Origin of the sequence: Blastococcus haudaquaticus, assembly GCF_900230285.1 — a bacterium.
GTDB classification, from domain to species: domain Bacteria; phylum Actinomycetota; class Actinomycetes; order Mycobacteriales; family Geodermatophilaceae; genus Blastococcus_B; species Blastococcus_B haudaquaticus.
Window position 1 is genome coordinate 1327134 of the sequence record NZ_OCNK01000001.1, and the last position, 20384, is coordinate 1347517.

The 20384-nt window shown below is 74.4% G+C and carries 25 protein-coding genes; 12 read left to right on the forward strand and 13 right to left on the reverse strand.

Annotation, left to right across the window (positions count from 1 at the left end):
• Window positions 1-11 precede the first annotated feature (11 nt).
• On the reverse strand, window positions 12-452 hold the full coding sequence (locus tag CRP30_RS06435; protein ID WP_097183196.1) for a rhodanese-like domain-containing protein: 441 nt from the start codon (window positions 450-452) through the stop codon (window positions 12-14).
• A gap of 135 nt (window positions 453-587) precedes the next feature.
• Between CRP30_RS06435 and CRP30_RS06440 the strand changes: the two genes are divergently transcribed.
• Together CRP30_RS06440 and CRP30_RS06445 are read left to right on the forward strand one after the other, a co-directional pair.
• Entirely contained in the window at window positions 588-1250 is a 663-nt protein-coding gene (locus CRP30_RS06440) for a GntR family transcriptional regulator (protein WP_235003208.1), read from the forward strand.
• Window positions 1240-2259 (forward strand): 1-aminocyclopropane-1-carboxylate deaminase, encoded by a 1020-nt coding sequence (locus CRP30_RS06445; protein WP_097183008.1) that lies wholly within the window; start codon window positions 1240-1242, stop codon window positions 2257-2259. The genes CRP30_RS06440 and CRP30_RS06445 overlap by 11 nt, the downstream gene beginning before the upstream one ends.
• On the opposite strand, the gene CRP30_RS06450 is transcribed toward CRP30_RS06445, so the two are convergent.
• From CRP30_RS06450 to CRP30_RS06460, 3 genes are read right to left on the reverse strand one after another with little or no spacing between them, the layout of a single operon-like run.
• Window positions 2256-2942 carry an alpha/beta fold hydrolase gene (locus CRP30_RS06450; protein ID WP_097183009.1) on the reverse strand — a complete coding sequence of 229 codons (687 nt, stop codon included), beginning with the start codon at window positions 2940-2942 and terminating at the stop codon, window positions 2256-2258. The genes CRP30_RS06445 and CRP30_RS06450 overlap by 4 nt on opposite strands.
• Entirely contained in the window at window positions 2935-3138 is a 204-nt protein-coding gene (locus CRP30_RS06455; RefSeq protein ID WP_097183010.1) for a hypothetical protein, read from the reverse strand. Before CRP30_RS06455 ends, CRP30_RS06450 begins: the two co-directional genes overlap by 8 nt.
• Before the next feature lie 30 nt (window positions 3139-3168).
• Complete coding sequence (locus CRP30_RS06460; RefSeq protein ID WP_097183011.1) at window positions 3169-4182, reverse strand: NADP-dependent oxidoreductase; 1014 nt, start codon at window positions 4180-4182, stop codon at window positions 3169-3171.
• Window positions 4183-4267: 85 nt separating this feature from the next.
• On the opposite strand from CRP30_RS06460, the gene CRP30_RS06465 reads away from it, so the two are divergent.
• From CRP30_RS06465 to CRP30_RS06475, 3 genes are all read left to right on the forward strand, one after another.
• Window positions 4268-5386, forward strand: coding sequence for a class I SAM-dependent methyltransferase (locus tag CRP30_RS06465; protein WP_235003209.1), 1119 nt, complete (start codon window positions 4268-4270; stop codon window positions 5384-5386).
• 109 nt (window positions 5387-5495) lie between these two features.
• On the forward strand, window positions 5496-6569 hold the full coding sequence (locus CRP30_RS06470; protein ID WP_097183013.1) for a class I SAM-dependent methyltransferase: 1074 nt from the start codon (window positions 5496-5498) through the stop codon (window positions 6567-6569).
• A 134-nt stretch (window positions 6570-6703) separates the two neighbouring features.
• Window positions 6704-8290, forward strand: a complete 1587-nt coding sequence (locus CRP30_RS06475) for a methyl-accepting chemotaxis protein (protein WP_097183014.1) — start codon at window positions 6704-6706, stop codon at window positions 8288-8290.
• Between the two features lie 60 nt (window positions 8291-8350).
• On the opposite strand, the gene CRP30_RS06480 is transcribed toward CRP30_RS06475, so the two are convergent.
• Both CRP30_RS06480 and CRP30_RS06485 read right to left on the reverse strand, forming a co-directional pair.
• Window positions 8351-8791, reverse strand: a complete 441-nt coding sequence (locus CRP30_RS06480; RefSeq protein ID WP_200814569.1) for a GNAT family N-acetyltransferase — start codon at window positions 8789-8791, stop codon at window positions 8351-8353.
• Window positions 8792-8840: 49 nt separating this feature from the next.
• On the reverse strand, window positions 8841-9335 hold the full coding sequence (locus tag CRP30_RS06485; protein WP_097183016.1) for a phosphoribosyltransferase: 495 nt from the start codon (window positions 9333-9335) through the stop codon (window positions 8841-8843).
• A gap of 27 nt (window positions 9336-9362) precedes the next feature.
• Between CRP30_RS06485 and CRP30_RS06490 the strand changes: the two genes are divergently transcribed.
• Window positions 9363-9830, forward strand: coding sequence for a hypothetical protein (locus tag CRP30_RS06490; protein WP_097183017.1), 468 nt, complete (start codon window positions 9363-9365; stop codon window positions 9828-9830).
• A 2-nt stretch (window positions 9831-9832) separates the two neighbouring features.
• Here the strand turns inward: CRP30_RS06490 and pucL are convergent, their stop codons facing one another.
• From pucL to uraD, 3 genes are read right to left on the reverse strand one after another with little or no spacing between them, the layout of a single operon-like run.
• A complete protein-coding gene (pucL, locus tag CRP30_RS06495) occupies window positions 9833-10756 on the reverse strand; it encodes a factor-independent urate hydroxylase (protein ID WP_097183018.1) in 924 nt (307 codons plus the stop codon).
• A gap of 39 nt (window positions 10757-10795) precedes the next feature.
• Complete coding sequence (gene uraH, locus CRP30_RS06500; protein ID WP_097183019.1) at window positions 10796-11113, reverse strand: hydroxyisourate hydrolase; 318 nt, start codon at window positions 11111-11113, stop codon at window positions 10796-10798.
• Complete coding sequence (uraD, locus tag CRP30_RS06505; RefSeq protein ID WP_097183020.1) at window positions 11110-11688, reverse strand: 2-oxo-4-hydroxy-4-carboxy-5-ureidoimidazoline decarboxylase; 579 nt, start codon at window positions 11686-11688, stop codon at window positions 11110-11112. Before uraD ends, uraH begins: the two co-directional genes overlap by 4 nt.
• 44 nt (window positions 11689-11732) lie before the next feature.
• On the opposite strand from uraD, the gene CRP30_RS06510 reads away from it, so the two are divergent.
• The 6 genes from CRP30_RS06510 to CRP30_RS06535 all read left to right on the forward strand — a co-directional run bounded on the left by CRP30_RS06510 (window position 11733) and on the right by CRP30_RS06535 (window position 16433).
• The gene (locus tag CRP30_RS06510; protein WP_143278409.1) at window positions 11733-11972 is read left to right on the forward strand and encodes a hypothetical protein; all 240 of its coding nucleotides are present in this window, start codon (window positions 11733-11735) and stop codon (window positions 11970-11972) included.
• Complete coding sequence (locus tag CRP30_RS06515) at window positions 11969-13222, forward strand: DUF6986 family protein (protein ID WP_235003210.1); 1254 nt, start codon at window positions 11969-11971, stop codon at window positions 13220-13222. Before CRP30_RS06510 ends, CRP30_RS06515 begins: the two co-directional genes overlap by 4 nt.
• Window positions 13223-13256: 34 nt before the next feature.
• Window positions 13257-13904, forward strand: a complete 648-nt coding sequence (locus CRP30_RS06520) for a DUF5701 family protein (RefSeq protein WP_097183022.1) — start codon at window positions 13257-13259, stop codon at window positions 13902-13904.
• A 168-nt stretch (window positions 13905-14072) separates the two neighbouring features.
• Entirely contained in the window at window positions 14073-15011 is a 939-nt protein-coding gene (locus CRP30_RS06525; protein ID WP_159961567.1) for a sensor histidine kinase, read from the forward strand.
• A 55-nt stretch (window positions 15012-15066) separates the two neighbouring features.
• Entirely contained in the window at window positions 15067-15924 is an 858-nt protein-coding gene (locus CRP30_RS06530) for an SDR family oxidoreductase (protein ID WP_097183024.1), read from the forward strand.
• A gap of 5 nt (window positions 15925-15929) precedes the next feature.
• A complete protein-coding gene (locus CRP30_RS06535) occupies window positions 15930-16433 on the forward strand; it encodes a MarR family winged helix-turn-helix transcriptional regulator (RefSeq protein ID WP_097183198.1) in 504 nt (167 codons plus the stop codon).
• On the opposite strand, the gene CRP30_RS06540 is transcribed toward CRP30_RS06535, so the two are convergent.
• The 4 genes from CRP30_RS06540 to CRP30_RS06555 all read right to left on the reverse strand — a co-directional run.
• Window positions 16430-18265 carry a sensor domain-containing diguanylate cyclase gene (locus CRP30_RS06540; RefSeq protein ID WP_097183025.1) on the reverse strand — a complete coding sequence of 612 codons (1836 nt, stop codon included), beginning with the start codon at window positions 18263-18265 and terminating at the stop codon, window positions 16430-16432. The two genes, CRP30_RS06535 and CRP30_RS06540, sit on opposite strands and share 4 nt — an antisense overlap.
• A 78-nt stretch (window positions 18266-18343) precedes the next feature.
• Complete coding sequence (locus tag CRP30_RS06545; protein ID WP_097183199.1) at window positions 18344-19357, reverse strand: ATP-dependent DNA ligase; 1014 nt, start codon at window positions 19355-19357, stop codon at window positions 18344-18346.
• 87 nt (window positions 19358-19444) lie between these two features.
• The gene (locus tag CRP30_RS06550; RefSeq protein ID WP_097183026.1) at window positions 19445-19843 is read right to left on the reverse strand and encodes a MerR family transcriptional regulator; all 399 of its coding nucleotides are present in this window, start codon (window positions 19841-19843) and stop codon (window positions 19445-19447) included.
• A partial coding sequence (locus CRP30_RS06555) for an STAS domain-containing protein (RefSeq protein ID WP_143278410.1) occupies window positions 19843-20384 on the reverse strand: 542 nt, incomplete at its 5' end. The genes CRP30_RS06550 and CRP30_RS06555, both read right to left, overlap by 1 nt.

The following is a 20384-nucleotide window of genomic DNA, read 5'->3' on the forward strand; positions in this document are numbered from 1 at the left end:
CGCACCGGGGATCAGCAGCCGCAGCTGATCCCCGCCGGCGCCGTGAGCAGGTCGACGTCCGGCCGGTGCAGGCCCGTGGCGGTCTCCACGGGCAGGCCCTCCCGGGCCCAGTACTCGAATCCGCCGATCATCTCGCGTACCCGGTAGCCCAGCCGGGCCAGCGTCAGCGCCGCCCGGGTCGCGCCGTTGCAGCCGGGGCCCCAGCAGTAGGTGACCACGGGAACCGACCGGTCCAGCTCGGCGTCCGCGCGGTCGGCGAGCTCGCGGCCGGGCAGGTGGACGGCTCCGGGCACGCGCCCCTGCGCCCACGACTCGGCGCTGCGGCTGTCCAGCAGCACGAACCCGGCCTCGCCGGTCCCGAGTGCGGCGTGCACGTCGGAGACGTCGGTCTCCATCGCCAGGCGTCCGGCGAAGTGGACGGCGGCATCGGCAGGGTCGGCCCAGGTCTGCATCACCCGTCCGACGTTAGGGGCGCTGCGGAGTGCCGACGAGCGGTTGTCCCGCCAACCTCCGCGGCGACACGGCCATAGTGGCCACTTCGGCCCCAGGGGTTGACGGACGGGCGATTGACATCTGAGATGTCAGTTGTGGCGTCGCTTCTCGCACCGGTCGGCCGCGTCCTGCTCCGGGACGTCGCCCTCGACCGCCTCCGCACGGCGATCGTCACCGGGGTCCTCGCGCCGGGTGAGGTGATCAAGGACGCGGAGCTGGCCGCCCGCCTCGGTCTGTCCGTGGCGCCGGTGCGCGCGGCACTGGCCCGGCTCGCCGACGAGGGTCTGGTGGAGAGCAAGCCGCAGAGTCGCACCCGGGTGACCCCGTTGGTCCCCGCGAAGGTGCGCGATGCCGCAGCCGTCGTCCGCGCCATGCACGAGCTCGCCGCCCGCGAGGCGGTCCCGCGGCTCGTCGAGGACGACGTGGCCGCCATGCGCGCCGCCAACGAGCGGTTCCGCGCCGCGCTCGCCGTCGCCGACGTCGATTCCGCCACCGAGGCCGACGACGACCTGCACGGCGTGCTGCTCGCCCGCTGCGGCAACACCGCCGTCCTCGCGACCGTCGAGCGGTTCACCCCGGCCATCCGCCGCCTGGAACGGCAGCGGTTCGGGACCGACGGCGGCCACCCCTCTGCCGAGCTGCACGACCGCCTGATCGCTGCCTGCGCGGCCGCCGACGCCGACGCCGCCGTCGCCACCACCACCGAGATCTGGACGGCGCTGCTGTCCGAGCTGGAGGACGACCCCCGTGAGCCTTGACGACTTCCCCCGCTATCCGCTGCTCTTCGGCCCTTCCCCCGTGCACCGGCTCGACCGGCTGACCGAGCACCTCGGCGGGGCCGCCGTCTGGGCCAAGCGCGAGGACGTGAACTCCGGCATCGCCTTCGGCGGCAACAAGACCCGGAAGCTCGAGTACCTCGTGGCCGACGCGCTCGCCCAGGGCTGCGACACGCTCGTCTCGATCGGCGGGGTGCAGAGCAACCACACCCGGCAGGTCGCCGCGGTCGCCGCCCGGGTCGGGCTGCGGTGCGTCCTGGTCCAGGAGAGCTGGGTGGACTGGCCCGACGCCGTCTACGACAAGGTCGGCAACATCCTGATCAGCCGGCTGGCCGGCGCCGACGTCCGGCTGGTGAAGGCCGGCTTCGGCATCGGGTTCAAGGAGAGCTGGGAGACGGCGCTGCGCGAGATCGAGGAGCGCGGCGGGAAGCCCTACGCGATCCCGGCCGGGGCGTCGGACCACCCGCTCGGCGGCCACGGGTTCGCCGGCTGGGCGCACGAGGTCGCCGCCCAGGAAGCCGAGCTCGGTGTCTTCTTCGACACCGTGGTGGTCTGCTCGGTGACCGGCTCCACCCAGGCGGGCATGGTCGCCGGCTTCGCGCAGCTCGAGGAGCAGGGCGCCCGGCCGCGGCGGGTGCTGGGCGTCGACGCGTCGGCCAAGCCGGCGGAGACGCGCGCGCAGGTGCTCCGGATCGCGCAGCGGACCGCGCGGGCCATCGGGGTCCAGCGGGAGCTCACCCTGGACGACGTCGAGCTGGACGAGAGGTACCACGCGGGCATCTACGGGATCCCCGACCGGGCCACCATCGCCGCGATGGAGCTCGCCGCCCGCACCGAGGGCATGGTCACCGACCCCGTGTACGAGGGGAAGTCGATGGCCGCCACGATCGACCTGGTCGGCCGCGGGGAGATCGACCGTTCGTCCACGGTGCTCTACGCCCACCTCGGCGGGCAGCCCGCGCTCAACGGCTACAGCGCGCTCTTCTCCTAGAGCGAGCGGGCCAGCGACTCCTCGTCGGAGCGGCGCAGCGCGTCGGCGATGTCGGCGCGCTGCGGCCCGAGGCCGCCCCCGGCGAGGACGACGTCGCGGGCGAAGGCGTGCCAGACGAGGGCCCGCCGGACCATGCTGTGACCGCCGGCCACGGTGAACCGGGCGACGTGCGCGCCCGCCTGCTGCGCGCGGCCGGCGAACTCCGCGGACATCGCGGCCGGGACCCAGCGGTCGCCGCGGCCGTGCAGGATGGCCACCGTCGCGCCGCGCAGGTGACCGACCGGTTCGCCGGGCGGGGTCCACGGCGCCAGCGCGCACACCGCGGCCACCTGCGGCTCGCCTCCGGCGCGGAGCACCGCCCGGCCGCCCATCGAGTGACCCACCAGCACGACCGGGACGTCCCCGTGCTCGGCGCGGATGCGGTCGAGGCTCCAGCGGACGTCGGCGTACGCGTCGGCCGCGATGCCGTTCCAGCCGGCGACGCGGTACCGCAGCAGGCAGGTGGTGAGCCCACGACCGGAACCGCTCGCCGCGACGAACTGCTCGATGGCCCGCATGCGGGCCAGCGAGAGGGCGCGCTCCTTCGGCGGTTCGACGCTGGCGATCGTGCCGCCGTGGCAGAACAGCGCGACCGCGGTGGTCGCGCCGTCCGCCGTCCGCACCTCCAGGCGCGGCTCAGCCACGCCGGCGTCCTCCGCGGAGGGTCGCGCGTGCCCGGTCACCGAGGTCGCCGGCCTTCAGCAGTGACCGGCTGACGGCGGACGGGCCGCGGCGCCGCTCGAGCGTCCGGCCCAGCCGGCGCAGCAGGCCGGTGGTGAGCGGGACGACGACGGTGAGGACCAGCCACATGCGCAGCCGGCGGGAGAAGAAGAGCCACATGGTCGGACCTCTGCCCAGGGAAGCGCGGTGTCAGTCGGCCAGCCGCACGACCATCTTGCCCGTGTTGCCGCCGCGCAGGAGGTCGAGGAACGCGGGCACGGCCTCGTCCAGCCCCTCCCGCACGGTCTCGCGGACGACGAGTTCCCCGGAGGTCACCAGCGGCGTCACCTTCGCGATGAAGTCGTCGCGCATGTCGGCGTGGTCGCCGACGATGAAGCCGCGCAGGCTGAGCTTCTTCGTCACCATCATGAACATGTTGCGCGGCCCGGGCTGGGCCTCGACCGCGTTGTAGCCCGAGATCGCCCCGCACAGGGCGCCCCGGCCGAACTCCCGGAAGGCGCCGATGGCGGCCTCGAGGTGCTCCCCGCCGACGTTGTCGAAGAAGACGTCGATGCCGTCGGGCGCCGCGGTCCGGAGCTGCTGCGCGACCGGGCCGTCGTGGTAGTCGAACGCGGCGGTGAACCCGAGCTCGTCGGTCAGCCAGCGCACCTTCTCCGGCGTGCCGGCGCTGCCGAAGACCGCCGCGGCGCCGTTGAGCCGGGCGAACTGGCCCACCAGGCTGCCGACCGCGCCGGCGGCGCCGGACACGAAGACGGTGTCGCCCTCGCGGAACTCCGCGAGCCGGAAGAGGCCGACCCAGGCGGTCAGGCCGGGCATGCCGAGCACCCCCAGGTGGTAGCTCGCCGGGACGCCCGGCAGTTCCGGCAGCACCCGGACGTGCCGGGCGTCCAGGACGGCGACGTCCCGCCAGGCCGCGTCGGCCAGCACCAGCGCGCCCTCGGCGACGGCGGGCGAGCGCGAGGCGACGACGCGGCCGACCGCACCGCCCTTCATCGTCTCGCCGACCTCCCAGGCCGCCGCGTAGGACTTTCCCGCATTCATCCGCCCGCGCATGTACGGGTCCACCGACATGGCGAGCATCCGGACGACGATCTGGCCGTCGGCCGGGTCGGGGCGCTCCAGCTCCACCAGGCGGAAGTCCTCGGGGGTCGGCTCGCCGTGCGGCCGGGCCGCCAGCTGCCATTCACGCGTCGCTACGGGCATTCCCCGATCGTGCCCCGCCGCCCTCCCCGCCGGCCGCGCGGGTGGGGCGTGAGCCGGGGTGGGGCGGTCCGGCAGAGTGGACGGCGTGGACGCCGCCGAACTCTTCGACTCGTTGCGCCGCGCCCCTGACGTCGAGTCGCCGGAGCTGGTCGCCGTCGACGCCACCGACCGGCTGCTGCTCGACGAGGCCGCCGCTGCGCTCGCCCTCTGCGGCCCCGGCGAGGTCGCCGTCGTCGACGACTCCTACGGGGCGCTGACCCTCGGGGCGGTCGCGGTGCACGGCGCCTCCGACGTCCGTGTCGCCCAGGACCTGCTGGTGGGGGAGCGGGCGCTCACCCGCAACGCCGAGCGCGCCGGGCTGACCGGCACCTACCGGCAGCTGCCCTTGGCCGAGGTGGCCGCGGGCGCGCGTGTCGTCCTCGTGCAAGCGCCGAAGTCCCTGGACGGGCTGCGCGAGATCGCCGAGTCCGTCGCCGCCGTCGCCGCGCCGGACGTGTCGGTGTTCGTCGGCGGCCGCGTCAAGCACATGACGCACGCCATGAACGACGTCCTGGGCGCTTCCTTCGACGACGTGTCGGCCACCCTCGCCCGGCAGAAGTCCCGGGTGCTGGTGGCGCGCGGCCCCCGGCCCGGCACGTCGTCCTTCCCGCGCTCCCAGCACCACACCGACCTCGGCCTGACGGTCTGCGCGCACGGGTCGGCGTTCGCCGGCACGAAGGTCGACATCGGCACCCGCGCCCTCCTCGACGCGCTGTCCGGCGAGACGCGCGAGGGGACGGCGCTCGACCTGGGCTCCGGCACCGGTCTGCTGGCCGCCGCACTGGCGACCAGGTCCCCGGGGCTCGCCGTCCTCGCGGTCGACCAGTCGGCGGCGGCGGTGGCGTCCACGGCTGCGACCGCGCGGGCCAACGGCGTGGCGGAGCGCGTGCGCGTGGTCCGGGACGACGCGGCCGACTCCCTCCCCGACGGGAGCGTGGACCTGGTCGTCTGCAACCCGCCGTTCCACGTCGGCGCGGCGGTCGTGACCACGGCGGCCGACCGGCTCTTCGCCGCGGCTGCGCGGGTGCTCCGCCCGGGCGGCGAGCTGTGGACGGTCTACAACAGCGCCCTCCGCTACAAGGCGGCTCTCGGGCGCACGGTCGGCCCGACCCGCGTCGTCCGGCAGACGCCGAAGTTCACCGTGACCGCCTCCACCCGACGGTGATCTCCCCACCCTCCCGCCGGTGATCTCCTCACCCTCCCGCCGATGATCTCCCCACCCTCCCGCCGATCACCCTTGTCCCGCCCGGGCGGGAGGGCCACGGTGACGGGGCATGACGGATCTGTCTCCCGCACCGCTCGCCGATCGCCTCGTCGCCGCCGTGACCGGTGCCTTCGAGGCGGCGGCCGTCGACCTCGGTGACCGGCTGGGCTGGTACCGCGCACTGGCCGACGGGCCCGCCACCGCGCCGCAGCTCGCCGCCCGCACCGGGTCCGACGCCCGCTACGCCCGGGAGTGGCTGGAGCAGCAGGCCGTGGCCGGCTACCTCACGGTCGACGACGTCCATGCCGGTCCGGACGAGCGCTGCTACACCCTCCCCGACGAGCACCGGGCCGTCCTCGTCGACGAGACCGCCCCCGAGTACGCCGTGCCCCTGGCGCGGGTGGCCATGACCTTCACCCGCAACGTGCCCCGGCTCGCCGACGCCTACCGCAGCGGCGGGGGGCTGAGCTGGGCGGACATGGGGCCCGAGGCGCGGGAGGGCCAGGCCGCGGCGAACCGGCCGTTCTTCACCGGCGCCCTGGTCACCGACGTGCTGCCGGACCTGGCCGACGTGCACGCGATCCTGCACGCCGGAGGACGCGTCGCGGACGTCGGCTGCGGGTTGGGCTGGTCGTCCATCGGCATGGCGACGGGCTATCCGGCGGCGCGGGTCGACGGGTTCGACGTCGATGCCCCCTCCGTGGAGCAGGCCCGCCGCAACGCCGCGGAGGCCGGCGTGGACGAGCGGGTCACCTTCACGGTGTCCGATGCCGGAGCCCTGACCGCGGCGGGGGAGTACGACCTGGTCACCGCGTTCGAGTGCATCCACGACCTGCCCGACCCGGTCGCCGTCCTGAGCGCGATGCGGGCGATGGTCCGGTCCGGCGGCGTCGTCCTCGTGGTGGACGAGCGGGTCGCTGCGACCTTCACGGCCCCCGGCGACGACGTGGAGCGGCTGATGTACGGCTACAGCCTCACCTGCTGCCTGCCCGACTCGATGTCCGCGGCGACGACGGTGGCGACCGGCACGGTCATGCGGCCGGCCACCCTGCTCGGCTACGCCCGGGAGGCGGGTTTCGACGACGTCGAGGTCCTGCCGGTCGCGCACGACTTCTTCCGCTTCTACCGGCTTCTACCCACCTGACCTGCGGTGGTCCTGCCGGCGGATCGAGAAAAGCCGCAACTTCCACGGTTTCTGCTGTAGTCGCTCCAGTCCATCGCCGAAGAACGCCGCATCGGGGACGACATCTCCGACCACCCCGGCCCTGGAGATGCTCGATGGCGCGCTCGTTCTGGTCCGACCGGCCCCTCGGGGTCAAGCTGGCTGCCCTCGTGGCCGCCGGCGCAGGGGCGCTCGGCGTCTTCGCCGTCGTGACCGTCGGCGCGCTGCAGGACACCGGCGACCGGACCGACGAGGTCCTCGCCAGCGCGGAGCTGACCGGCGACGTCCTGCTGGCCGACATGATGCACGACGCCGTCCGCGCCGACGTGCTGCAGGCGCTGCTCAGCGGCGGCACCGGCGACCTCTACTCGAGCGCGGTCGCCGACCTCGCGGAGCACGACGCGACCTTCCGCGACATCATGGCCGAGGCACTCGCCGACGACCTCAGCCCCGAGGTCACCGCGTCCGTCCGGGCCGTCACACCGGCGGTCGAGGACTACCTGGCCTCCGCCGACAGCATCGTCGCGACGGCAGGGGCCGACCCGGCCGCCGCGGGCCGGGCCTACCCGGCCTTCGCCACGGCCTTCTCCGCCCTCGAGGACGAGCTGCCCGCCATGGGCGACGCCGTCACCGCCTACGCCGAGGCGGCCGCTACGAGCAGCCGGGACGAGCGCTCCACCGCGATCACCGAGGCACTCGTCATCGCGGCCGCCGGTGTGCTGGTCCTCGCGCTGCTCGGCTGGGTGGTCACCCGCTCGGTCGTCGGCCCGCTGAACCAGGTCCGCGCCGTGCTCGCCGGCCTCGCCGAGGGCGACCTCCGCGGGTCCACCGACATCACCAGCCACGACGAGGTGGGCCAGATGGCTGCGTCGCTGGAGGCCTCCATGAGCAACGTCCGGGCGGTCATGACGGCGATCGGCGACAGCTCGACCACCCTGGCGTCGGCCACCGAGCAGCTGTCGGCCAGCGCGCAGGACATGGCCCGCCTCGCGGGCGAGTCGTCGGTGCAGAGCGGCATCGTGGCCGCCGCGGCCGACCAGGTCTCGACCAACGTGCAGACCGTCTCCGCCGGCTCCGAGCAGATGGGCGCCTCGATCCGGGAGATCGCCCAGAACGCCAGCGAGGTGTCGCGGGTGGCGGCCCAGGCGGTCCACGCCGCCGACAGCACCACCGCGACCGTCGCGAAGCTGGGCGAGTCCTCGGTCGAGATCGCCGGCGTCGTCAAGGTCATCACGAGCATCGCGGAGCAGACCAACCTGCTCGCCCTCAACGCGACCATCGAGGCGGCGCGGGCGGGGGAGGCGGGCAAGGGCTTCGCCGTCGTGGCCAACGAGGTCAAGGAGCTGGCGCAGGAGACCGCGAAGGCGACGCAGGACATCACCGCGCGGGTGCTGGCCATCCAGTCCGACACCGAGGGCGCGGTGCAGGCGATCGGCGAGATCTCGTCGATCATCGGCCAGATCAACGACTCCCAGGGCACCATCGCCGCCGCCGTCGAGGAGCAGACCGCGACCACGACGGAGATGAACCGGAACGTCGCCGAGGCGGCGGTCTCGGCCAGCCGGATCGCCGAGAACATCGGGGCGGTCGCCACGGCCACCACGTCCACGACCCGCGCGATGACCGACGCGCAGGCCGCCATCGACGAGGTCGCCCGCATGGCGACCTCGCTGCACAGCTCGGTCGCGAGGTTCCGGTACTGACGCGCTACCGGAGCGACCTGAGGGTCGGCGGCGGTGGGGGGCTTCCCACCGCCGCCGCTGTCACCCCAGGCGGAGTGCGTACACGTCCTCCTCGCCGCCGATGACCTCGCCGGTGGCCACGAAACCCAGCGACTCGTAGAAGGGGCCCGGGGCGCCGTCGCCACGGTGTGCGCCCACCTTCAGCTGGGTGGCGCCGGGCCGGGTGCGGACGTACCGGATGACCTCCTCGACCACCTGCCGGCCGTAGCCACGCCCCTGGAAGCGGGCGTCGACCATGAGGCGCCACAGCATGTAGCCGGGCCCGGCGCGGGTGTCGTGGAGCATGACGAAGCCCACCAGCTCGTCCCCGTCGTACACCGCGCGGCACCAGGCCACCTCGTGGACGTACGCCTCGGCCAGTGACACCGCGTTGGGTCTGACGAAGTCCTCCTGGGCCGGCGCGACCCGCAGGTCGCACACCGCCCGGACGTTCTCCGGCGTCACGGGCTCGAGGCGGATCACGCGGCCATCCTCCAGGCGCCCGCGGGGAGCGTGGGCGACGCGTCCCCCGTCAGTGGGCCGGACGGTCGCTGCGCCGGACCACCGGAGGCAGCGTCGACCACGGGAAGTCGATCCACCGGTCGGTGCGCCGCCACGCGTAGTCCGCCTTCACCACCGACTGCGGCTTCTCGTAGATCACCGCCGTCCGCACCTCGGCGACGTACCCGGCGCAGAAGTCGCGCACCAGCTCGAGCGTCTTGCCGGTGTCGGCGACGTCGTCGGCCACCAGGACCTTGCTCCCGGTGATGTCGACGCGGTCCAGCGTGGGCGGCAGCACGACCGGCAGGTCCAGCCGCTGGTCCACGCCGGTGTAGAACTCCACGTTCATCGTGAACAGGTTCTTGACGTCGAGCGCGTACCCCAGCGCGCCGGCGAGGAACAGCCCGCCACGGGCGATGGACAGGATGAGGTCGGGCTCGTAGCCGTCGCCCGCCACGTGCTCGGCCAGCTCCCGGCTCGCCGTCCCGAAGAGTTCGTAGGTCAGGGTCTCGCGCTGGTCCGTCACGGTCGACGATGGTGGCAGGCTCCACGCATGCGGCGCTCACTCGCTCCCGTCCTCCGCGCGCTCCGGCCGTGGTTCGTCGGCTGGTTCGCCTTCCAGGCCGTGGTGGCGGCCGTCGGATGGTTGACGGCCCGGCGGCAGAACGAGGGCGACGAGTCCTCGACGAGCATCCGGCGGGTGCTCACGCACTCCGGGCTGGAGTTGCGCCCCCGCAACCCGGCCCTGTCGCGGCTGCGCGTCGACATGGCCATGTCCGGCGCCGAGATCGACCTGACCGGGCTCCCGCGGTCCGACCAGGGCATCGACCTGACCCTGCGCGTGCTGATGGGCGGCGCTGCGGTGCGGGTGCCACCGGACTGGCGGGTCTGGTGGCGATTCCGGGGCGTCGGCGGCATGGGGGGCGACGGCGTCGTCCAGCGCACGCACGACGAGCACGCCGCCGACCTGCGGATCCATGCCGTCGTGGTGCTCGGCGGCGTCGGCGTCGAGGCCGGCTGACCTCAGCAGAAGCCGGGCGTGCCCTGCCAGGCGATCTCCGCCGAGGGGACGTCGTCGCGCAGCACCGAGCCCTCGATCAGCCCGTACGGGCGGTCGTCGGCGTGGTAGACGACGGCGCCGCCCTCGGGTGTGTTCGCCAGTCCGTAGGCGGACAGGTCCTGCAGGAAGTGGTGCTTGTTCGGCATCGACATCCGGATCTCGGCGATGTGCGGGAACCGCTCCAGGACCGCCTCGCCCATCGCGTGGAGCGACTGCTGCAGGGCCAGTGAGTGCGTGGAGGCGAACGTCTCCAGCAGCGTCGTCCGGACGCCGGTGAACAGCTCGTCGAACGGCAGCTCGTCGGCATCGGTGCCGGTGTAGCGCCACCGGGCGGTCACCGCCGTCGCCAGGACGCGGTCGTCGGTCCCGGCCAGCGTCGTGTACCGGTCGCGGGGGAAGCCCCGGAACTCCGAACCCGTGGTCTTGAGGACGACGAGCCCGGTGAGCCCGGCCAGCACGTGGGCGGTCCGGCCGGGCCCGGAGCCGTCGACGGTGACGACGGCGGTCCGGACCTCGTCGCCCGTGCGGGAGAACGCGTGGTCGTGCGGCCGGCCGGCCACGGTGATCCGGTCCCAGCCGTAGGACTCGACGGCCACGCGGGCGCCGCTGATCCAGTCGTAGGACCCGGCGAAGTGCCGGGCCAGTCGCAGGCCGAACTCCTCGGGCGTCCCCACGCCGTCGCGGGCGAAGGCGAAGACGGTGTTCTTCTGCGCGTCGGTGGTCAGCACGTGGGCGTTGTCGCCGGAGGTGTGCGCCGCGGTGAAGTCGCCGCGCAGGCTGGAGCTGACGTTCAGATCGACGAACGTGTGCCGCGGCGTGCTGCGGTCGACCGCGACGACGCGGACCTCGGCCTTCCCGTACTGATTGGGTCCCAGGACGATCGCCATGCACGCACTGTTGCACGTGGAACGTCCGGGACGGACCCGCTAGGAACCCCGGTAGGTCGAGTACGCGAAGGGGGCGAGCAGCAGCGGCACGTGGTGGTGGTCGGCGGGCTCCACGACGGCGAAGGTGAGCACCACCTCCGGGAAGAACGCCTCCCGGCCCTGCTCGGCGAACCACGGCCCGGTCGCGAACACCAGGCGGTGGGTGCCCGCGCCGGTGGCCTCCTCGGTGAGCCGGCAGCGGCCGTCCCGGTCGGTGACGCCGTCCGCGAGCAGGTCCTCCCCGGCGAACAGCCGGACGGCGATGCCGGCGGCGGGGCGGCCGAGCACCGAGTCGAGCACGTGCGTCGAGACGCTCAACGCACTGGCTCCGCTCCGGACTCGTTCCGCTCCTCGGTCGCCGGCGCTCCCTGCGATGCTCGCTCGCCCGTCGCCGTCGCGCCGACCAGCTGCCGGACCCGCAGCGCGGTGATCTGCGCCAGCTGCTCGGTGACCTCGGCCCGCTCGGTCTCGTCGTCGTTGCCCAGCCGGCGCTGCAGTTCGCCGAGCATCTCGGCCGGGCTGCGGCCGGAGGCGCGGATCAGGAAGACGTGGTCGAAGCGCTCCTCGTACCGGCGGTTGCCGTCCAGGAGGGCGTCCCGGGTGGCGTCGTCGGCACCGGTCAGGGAGCTCTGCTCCGTGCGGGAGGACATCGCCTCCGTGGAGTCGCCTTCCACGCGGTCGCCGATGCGCGGATGGGCGGCGAGCGCGAGGAGCACCTCGTCCCACGGCAGCCCGCGTGCGACGTCCTCGCTGCGACCCACCAGCGTCTCGACGTCCCGGTAAGGACGACCGGCGGCGACCTCCGCGGCGAAGCGCGGCGCCGCGTTGCAGGCGCGCAGCGCCTGCACGGCCTGGTCGGCGGGCTCGTCGTTGAAGTCGTCGAGGGCGGGCACGGTGAGAGGATGCCAGCTCGGCCCGTCGAGGAGAGGTCCGCGGAATGCCTGATGTGCGCGTGGAGGGCCCGGCGGTCGAGCGGGGCGCGGAGGTCCTGACCCCGGAGGCGCTGGACTCCGTCGCCGACCTGCAGACCCGCTTCGCCGCCCACCGCCGGCTCGTCGAGCAGGTCGCGCCGGCCGGCGACCTCCCCGACTTCCTCACCCTGCCGGCGTGCGGGTCGATCAGGGAACGACCTCGTCCTCCCCGACCCACGCACGCCCGGGACGGGGCCGCGCCGTGACCTTGGACGAGAGCGTGTACGCCGAGCTGGACCGGCTGCTGACGCCGGTGGACGCGATGCGGCTGGCCCGGTACCCGGGGGAGTGGCCGCAGCGGCAGCCGGTGCACACCTGCTACGTGCCCGCCGACGCCGTCGTCCCGGGGCTCTCCGCCGCCTGGGGGAGCGCAGCGCTGGACGCCCTCGACGAGCACGGGCTGCCCGACCTGGGCCTGGCCCCGGCGCTGGTCGAGGAGGTCCTGCCCCGGGTGCGGGCCAAGCTCGCCGCCGAGCCGGTCGAGGACCTGCGGGTCGACGCCGAGGACGGCTACCGCGGCGCGGCGGACCGGGAGGACGACGACGTGCTGCGGGCGGCCGCGACGATGGCGGCAGACGCGGCGGCCGGCACGGCCCCTGCGTCGTTCGGCATCCGCGCCAAGTCCCTCGAGGCGCCGACCCGCCGGCGCGGCGTCCGGTCCCTCGACCTGTTCCTCGGGGCCCTCGCCGCCGGGGACGTCCGTCGGGCCGTCGTCACCCTGCCGAAGGTCACCGACGTCGACCAGGTGAAGGCGTTCCTGCCCCTCCTGGAGGCACTGGAGGCGGCGCACGGCATCGCCCTGGACCTGGAGCTCCAGGTGGAGACCCCGCAGGCGGTCCTCGGTGCCGACGGCACCGCCACCCTCGCCCGGCTGGTGCACGTGGCGGGCCCCCGCCTCATCGGTCTGCACTACGGCACCTACGACTACAGCGCCGCGCTCGGCATCGCGGCCGCCCACCAGTCGTCGGACCACCCGGCCGCCGACCTCGCCAAGCAGCTCATGCAGGTCGCCGTGGCGGGCACCGGGGCGCGGGCGGTGGACGGCTCGACGAACGTGCTGCCGGTCGGTTCCCGCGACCGGGTGCACGCGGCGTGGCAGCTGCACGCCCGCCTGGTGCGACGGGCCCTGGAGCGCGGCTTCTACCAGGGCTGGGACCTCCACCCCGCCCAGCTCGTCACCCGGTACGTCGCCGGCTTCGCGTTCTTCCGGGAGTCGCTGCCCGCGGCGGCCGCCCGACTGGCCGCCTACCTGGACCGCAGCGACGCCGGCGTGCTCGACGAGCCGGCCACTGCCCGGGCGCTGGCCGGCGTGCTCCTGCGCGGCCTCGACTGCGGGGCCGTCGACGACGGAGAAGTTCTCGATGCCGGGGTGCCGGACCGGTCCGTCCTCGATAGTGTTGCCGGCCGGCGGCCAGGGGGAGCCGGAGTGGTCGCCGATGGTCGTACGGCCCGCTGACCTCGCGCAGCGGAGCTCGCCCCGAGAGGTTCCGATGACCGCTCTTCCCGTCGCCGCCTGTCCCACCGAGGCGGAGCTCGAGTTCGACCGCCAGGTCGACGCCCTGGTCATGACCGGGCTGCCCGAGGCCCTGGAGCTGGCGGAACAGTGCTTCCGCGCGTGCGCCGAACCGCTGCGCGACCTCCTGCCCCCGGTGCCGGGCGCGACCGACCGGATCCCCTTCGTCGTCGTCTTCCCGACCATGCCGGTCGGGCGGGTGCTCGGGACGGTGCACACGGTCGGCGGAACCGGCTTCACCACGATGTCCGACGACGACCTGGCGTCTGTCCGCCCGTCGCCGGACCTCGAGGTGCCGCTGGGCCCCTACCTGCTGCTGGACGTCGACCTGGGCGGCGACACCGTCGACACTCCTCCGGAGGAAGCCCTCACCCGGCTCGCGGGCGCCGGCCGGACGCCGCTCACCCTCGCGGAGGGAGTGGCGGTCCTGGTCTCCGACCCGGGGGTGCTGCGCAGCCGCAACGCGTTCTCGCTGGCCGGCTCGCACGCCGGTGACCAGCGGGTTCCCGCGCTCTGGCAGAGCGCCCGGCGCCCGCGGCTGGGCTGGTGGGAGCAGACCGCGCCGCACACGTGGCTCGGTACCGCGTCGTGCGGAGGCCGCCGCGAGGAACCCTCGCTGATGTGAGCGTTCCCGCCCCCCGTGCGGGGTGCTTGCGCGCATGTCCCAGAATGGACGCTCAGGCGATCGGGACGACCCGGTCCGACAGCGCCTCGGGGGGCCGGTGGACGCATCCGCGACGGGGTCCTCGTCGCCGGGCATGCCCACTCCTCGAGTTCAGGACGGGGCGGGCGGGTGAGCCACGGGCACGCCGGAGCTGTCGTCGGCAGCGAGGCGGAGCTGCTCGCCGTCGCCCTGCCCTTCATCGACGCGGGCCTGCGCGACGGTGACCTGGTCGCCCTCGCCTGCCCCGCCGACACGGTCGAGGTGCTGTCCCGCGCCCTCGGGACCCGGGCCGCCGTGGTGGAGTCCGAGCCACGGCTGAACCTCCTGGGTTCCCGCGCCCCGGATGCCCTCGGCATGTGCGCGCGGTTCCTGGAGCGCGCGCGGGGCACGGGCTCGGGCCGGTTCCGGGTGCTGTCCGAGGTCGACTTCGGGTCCGACCCGGCCGACTGGCGGGAGGGTCAGCGCTTCGAAGCGGTGACCAACCGCATCCTGGGCAGCGCGCCGATGGACATCGTCTGCATCTACGACCGGCGCCGGCTGGACCCCTCCGTCGTCGAGAGCGCGGCCGCCACCCACCCGCTCCTCATGGGCCCTGCCGGCCGCAGCGTGCCCAACCCGGCCTACCAGGACCCGGCGACCTACGTCCCGGCCCTCCCGATGCCGCGGGAGCCGGCCGAGGACGGCGAACCCGTCCTCGCCGTCGACGACGCGCCCACCCTGGCGGGCCTGCGCCGCCGGCTCGGCGCGACGCTCGCCTCCCTCGTCCCCGACCGCGACCAGGCCGAGGACCTGCACCTGGCCGCCGCGGAGATCGCGTCCAACGCGTTCCGGCACGGTTCCCGGCCGGTGTCGGCTCGCGTCTGGGCCGCCGGTGACCGGATCGTGTGCGTGATCGCCGACCGCGGCACCTCCTACGGCGACCCGTTCAGCGGTTTCACCCCGGCGCACGGCCTGGACCTCTCCGCCGGCGGCATGGGGCTGTGGCTGGCCCGCAAGCTCTGGGACCACGTGGACGTGCTGCCCGGCCCCGCCGGGCTCAGCGTCCGGCTGAGCACGCGCATCCGCTGAACCCGTTCGCGGGTCGTTCCTTGACGGCCAGATGTCTCACTGCTGAGGTACCTGGGTGATCGTGGTGACGGCGGCCGGAGGACGGACCGGCGGTGCCGTCGTCCGCGCACTGTGGGCGGGCGGTCTGCGCGTCCGCGGGCTGGTCGGCAGCTCGCAGCCCCGGCCGGAGCTCACCGCGCTGAGCGCCGACGTCGTCGCAGCCGACCTGCGCGATCCCTCGTCGGTGGAGCCGCTCCTCGAGGGAGCCGAGGCCCTGTACCTGATCTGGCCGAACTTCGACCCCGGGGAGACCGCGGGCGCCACCGCCCTCCTCGCCGCCGCGCGGCGGGCCGGGGTCGGACGGGTGGTCTACCACTCGGTGCTGCGCCCGCAGGCGCGGTCCATGCCCCACCACGCCGCCAAGGACCGGGTCGAGGAGGCGCTAGACGCGAGCGGGCTGCGCTGGCGGGTGCTCCAGCCGTGCGCCTACGCGGCCAACCTGGACGGTCAGCTGGCCGACGTCGCCGCCACCGGTGTGCTCCGCAGTCCCTGGGGGCTGGAGCAGGCGCAGTCGCTGGTGGACCTCCGCGACGTCGCCGCGGCGGCGGTCGCGCTGCTCACGGAGGACGGGCTGGACGGCGGAACGTTCGAGGCCGTCGGGCCGGAACCGCTCAGCGCCCCCCGGCTCGCCGAGCTGCTGGCCGAGCACCTCGGGCGGGACGTGCGGGCGGAGGACGCCGCCCCGGCGGGCCCGGTCCCACCGCGCGAGCAGTACGCGGCGCACTGCGCGCGGCTGATGTTCGACCACTACCGGGCGCACGGCTTCACCGGGAGCCCGCGGGTGCTGGAGGCGCTGCTGGGCCGGCCGGCCCGCACGTACGCCGAGCACCTGGCGACGCTGGAACTCCCCGGCGCGACGGTCGAACTACGGTGAGCCACGTGGAGGACGCCGTCGACCAGATCCTGGCCCAGTGGGCCCGGGAACGGCCGGACCTCGACTGTTCCCCCATGGGGATCATCGGGCGGATCAGCCAGCTGCAGCGGGAGGTGTTCCTCGCCCAGCGGACCACGTTCGCCCGCTACGGCCTGGACGCCCCGTCCTTCGACGTCCTCGCTGCGCTGCGCCGGGCGGGCCATCCGTACCAGCTCACGCCCACGGCGCTGATGCGGACCGCGCTGGTCACGTCGGGCGCGATCACCCAGCGGCTGGACCGGCTCGAGGAGAAGGGGCTGATCACCCGCGAGCGGAGCGAGGAGGACGGCCGCGCGGTCGTGGTGACGCTGACCGCCGCCGGCCGGGCGGCGCTGGACGCGGCCCTGCCGGACCACCTCGAGACGGAGCGGACCCTCCTCGACGGCCTGTCCGACGCCGATCGGGAGCAGCTGGCCGGCCTGCTGCGCCGACTACTCGTGGCTCGCGGCCGGGTGCCGCAGGAGCCCTAGCCGGACAGGCTGTCGAGCAGCGCCCGAGAGTCCTTGCCGGACCGCTTGGCGGAGTACATGGCCGTGTCGGCTCCGTGCAGCAGCCGTTCGGCCGTGTCCCCCGGGACGGCCAGTGCGCCGCCGATGCTCGCCGTCACCGAGACCGTCGTGCCGGCCAGTGCCATGGGGGCACGCAGCGAGGCCAGCAGCCGATCGGCGACGTCGCGGAGGCGCTCACCGTCCGCGTCGGTCAGCAGGACGGCGAACTCGTCACCCCCGAGCCGGGCGACGACGTCGTCGGCGCGCACGTCGGCGGTCAGGCGCGAGGCCACGGTGATGAGCAGGTCGTCGCCGGCCGCGTGGCCGAGCGAGTCGTTCACGGTCTTGAAGTCGTCGATGTCGACGAAGAGGACGGCCGGCCGGGCGTCCGCGTCGATGCCGCGGGTGGCCTCGTCCAGGCGCTCGGAGAACGCCGTCCGGTTCAGCAGGCCGGTCAGCGGGTCGGTCCGGGCCTGGCGCCGCAGCTCGTCCTCGAACAGCTTGCGGTCGGTGACCTCGCGGAAGTTGACCACCCAGCCCTTGATGCCCACGGCGTCGACCCGCCCGCTGATCCGCATCTCCACCCAGCGGGTGCCACCCGAGCTGTGCTCGACCCGGATGTCGGTGTCCACCGCCCCGGCGTGGACGTCCGCGGCGTCGCCTGCCGCGGCCACTGCGGCGCGGAGGCGGGGCTGGTCGCGGGGGTCGGCGAGCTCGATGGCGTCGCGGCCCACGTAGTAGGCCGGCGGGCGGCCCAGCAGCGACTGCACCGCGGGGCTCATGTAGGTGATGGCGCCGGTGGAGGCCTCGACGATGGCGATCACGTCGGACGCGTTCTCCAGCAGCAGCTGCAGGCGTGCCTCCCCGGCGACCAGGGCGGCGCGGGTGCTCTCGCGCTCGCTGTCGAGTGAGTGCAGCCGCCAGAGCGCCATCCCGGTGAGCAGCGTGCTGCCCGCGCCGAGGACGTAGCCGACGCCGCCGTGGCCCATCGTCCACAGGATGAGCAGGGCGGGGCTGACCAGCAGGGCGGCCCCCAGGCCGAGCACCCGGGAGCTGGCGGCGTCCTGCTCGCTCTCCGGCACCTGGCCCATGGCAGCGACCGCGGGGTGCCGGGCGGCCAGCACGAGCGCGGCCACCGCGAGCAGGGGCAACGGGTCGAGGAAGGGGCTCTCGCGCAGCGGCGTCCCGACGAGCATGCGGCCGCCGTAGCCGACCACGGTGAGGACGGCGGCGACGAGCAGGGCCATCGTGCTGACCGAGCGGTTGCCGCGGGACATGGCCAGCGGGACGCAGACGATGAGGAGGACGGCGGTGAGCACCGGCGTGCCGACGCCCAGCTCCGCGAAGTCGCCGGAGGTGTTCGCGCCTCCGCGGCTCACGGCGAGCAGGGACAGCCCGGCGGCGAGCAGCAGGGTGGTGGTGTCCATCCACGCGCCCTGGTTGCGGCGGCGGCGCCCGCCGCGGACGACGCCCAGGGCTCCCACGATCATCGCGGCATAGGCGGCGAGATCGAGAGCGGTCTCGACGACGTCGAAGATTTCTGTGTGCACGCCAGCCAGGAGCGGGACCTCGGCCGCGCTGCTGAGCGCGAAGAACAGCAGGCCCAGGCCCAGTCCTCGCCAGGCGACGACCAGCGGCGTCCGGTGTCGGCCCAGTGCGGTGCGGACGGCGACGATCCCGAAGCCGAAGAGCACGACCTCGGCCGCGGGGCGCCACGGGCCCATTGGGACGGAGACCACCGCGGCGACGACCAGCACGACCAGTGCCGCGTGCAGCCAGGCGGCACGGGCGGTGGGGGCGGCGGAGTCGGTCACGCACTCCCCATCGACACCTCGGCGCCGAACCTTGATGGACTCACTCCAGCGAGGGACGGGCCGCTGGCCTGCACGTTCTCAGGGCAGGGGCGCCAGATCGGCCGGCCGGAGGTCGGGCCGCACCCGCACGAACCGCAGCGGGTGCCGGAACACCCCGGCCTGCAGGGCCGCGTCGGCGCTCACCTCGACGACCACCGTCGGGTCGACGCGGGTGAGCGCGACCGACAGCCGGCCACCGCCGAACCGGCCGGTGCCGATGCGCTCGGGCCAGGGATGGGGGCCGCTCGCGGGGGAGAGCGCGGCGGCCAGCTCGGCGGACTGCCGCGGATCGAGCGGGCTGGTGCGGCCGACCACGACGAGCTCGCCGTCCCGGTAGCGGCCGGCCACGAGCTGGCTGGGCGCGCCGATCGGCCCGATGACGCCCCCGGCGAGCACCTCGGTGGTCTCCCAGGACTTCACCTTGAGCCATTCCCGCCGGCCAGGGGCGTACCTCGTGCCGACCCCCTTGGCGACCAGCCCCTCGATCCCGGCCGGGCGGTAGTCGTCGAACCACGTCCGGGCCTCGACGGGGTCCGTCGTCGCCGGCGACAACTGCAGCGGGGGCGCCCACCGGGCGGCCAGGTCCTCCAGCGTCGCGCGTCGCCGGCCGAGCTTCTCCGCGCGCAGGTCGGTGCCGCCCGAGGCCAGCAGGTCGAACGCGACGTAGGAGGCGGGGTGGGCGGCGACGAGCGCCGGGATCCGTCCCGGCGCGGTGACCATGCGCTGCTGCAGCAGCCCGAAGTCCAGCCGCGAGCCGTTCCAGACGACCACCTCGCCGTCGACCACGCTGCCCGCGGGGATCTGGGCGACCGCCGCGGCGACGACGTCGGGGAACCGGTCGGTGAGGTCGCGGCCCTGCTTGGACCACACCCGCGTCGAGCTGCCGGTCCGGACGACGACCAGCCGGTAACCGTCCCACTTGGGCTCGTACAGGCAGCCGCCCGGCAGCGCGGTCGGATGCGGGATCGTGCGCACCGGCTTGGCCAGCTCCACCGCGACGGGCCCGGTCAGCTCGGGCGGCAGGCCCGGGAGGCCGGGGGCGGACAGTGGCACCGGCACAGCCTGGCCGCTGACCGGCCCCGATGCACGGCCGACGGCGCAGGTCACACCCGTTCGGGGGCCGGTCGTGACCGCGTGTGGTCAGCCGAGGCGGGCGGCCGGGTGGGCGGCGAGGTCGTCGGCGAACCCCTCGGCGATGGCGAGCTGCTCGCGGAGGGCGGTCACCCGTGCGGTGGCCGCCTCGTGGAACATCCGCAACCGGTCGACGAGCGCGGGGTCGGTGGGCGCGGAGGAGAGGTCGGCGAGCAGCGTGAGCAGCTCGCGCATCTCCTCCAGTGCGAAGCCGAGCGGCTTCATCCGCTTGATCACCTCCAGCCGGGCGACGGCGTCCTCGCCGTAGAGGCGGAACCCGCCGGCCGTCCGTCCGGTCGGCGGCACCAGGCCGTTCTCCTCGTAGAAGCGGATGGTGCGCAGGCTCAGGCCGGTGCGCTCGGCGACCTGCCCGATCTGCAGGAGGCCGCTCCGGTCGGTGGCGTCCATCAGTGCGCCGAGAGCTGGCCGGTGTGCCGCTCGAAGCGGTCGAAGGAGTGCGGGTCGAGCCCGACGATCGTCGCCGTCTTCCCGCGGGTCGCGTACTTGTGGGTGATGGCGTCCAGGGCGGCGACGGTGGAGGCGTCCCACACCTGGGCCCCCGACAGGTCGATGACCACGGTGGCCGGGTCCGCGGCGTACTCGAACTGGGTGTACAGGTCGTTGCTGGAGGCGAAGAACAACGCCCCCGTGACGGAGTAGCGCACGCTGCCGTCGGCCTCCACGACGCGCTCGACGTCCACGAGGTGGGCGATGCGCTGGGCGAAGAGCACGCAGGCCACGAGCACGCCGACGCCGACGCCGATGGCGAGGTTGTGGGTGAGGAGGGTGACGGCGACCGTGGACAGCATCACGGTGGTCTCGCTCTTGGGCATGCGGTGGATGGTCTGGAGGCTGTGCCAGTCGAAGGTCGCGATCGACACGAAGATCATGACGGCGACCAGGGCGGCCATCGGGATCACGGCGACGATGTCGCCGAGCGCCACGACGA

Bases quoted from the DNA above. Each gene is read 5' to 3' on its own strand.
- CRP30_RS06520 (WP_097183022.1), top strand. From the start codon at position 13,257: ATGACCGCTCTTCCCGTCGCCGCCTGTCCCACCGAGGCGGAGCTCGAG.
- CRP30_RS06510 (WP_143278409.1), top strand. From the start codon at position 11,733: ATGCCTGATGTGCGCGTGGAGGGCCCGGCGGTCGAGCGGGGCGCGGAG.
- CRP30_RS06490 (WP_097183017.1), top strand. From the start codon at position 9,363: ATGCGGCGCTCACTCGCTCCCGTCCTCCGCGCGCTCCGGCCGTGGTTC.
- CRP30_RS06470 (WP_097183013.1), top strand. From the start codon at position 5,496: ATGACGGATCTGTCTCCCGCACCGCTCGCCGATCGCCTCGTCGCCGCC.
- CRP30_RS06435 (WP_097183196.1), bottom strand. From the start codon at position 452: ATGCAGACCTGGGCCGACCCTGCCGATGCCGCCGTCCACTTCGCCGGA.
- CRP30_RS06550 (WP_097183026.1), bottom strand. From the start codon at position 19,843: ATGGACGCCACCGACCGGAGCGGCCTCCTGCAGATCGGGCAGGTCGCC.
- CRP30_RS06455 (WP_097183010.1), bottom strand. From the start codon at position 3,138: ATGTGGCTCTTCTTCTCCCGCCGGCTGCGCATGTGGCTGGTCCTCACC.
- pucL (WP_097183018.1), bottom strand. From the start codon at position 10,756: ATGGCGATCGTCCTGGGACCCAATCAGTACGGGAAGGCCGAGGTCCGC.
- CRP30_RS06460 (WP_097183011.1), bottom strand. From the start codon at position 4,182: ATGCCCGTAGCGACGCGTGAATGGCAGCTGGCGGCCCGGCCGCACGGC.
- CRP30_RS06475 (WP_097183014.1), top strand. From the start codon at position 6,704: ATGGCGCGCTCGTTCTGGTCCGACCGGCCCCTCGGGGTCAAGCTGGCT.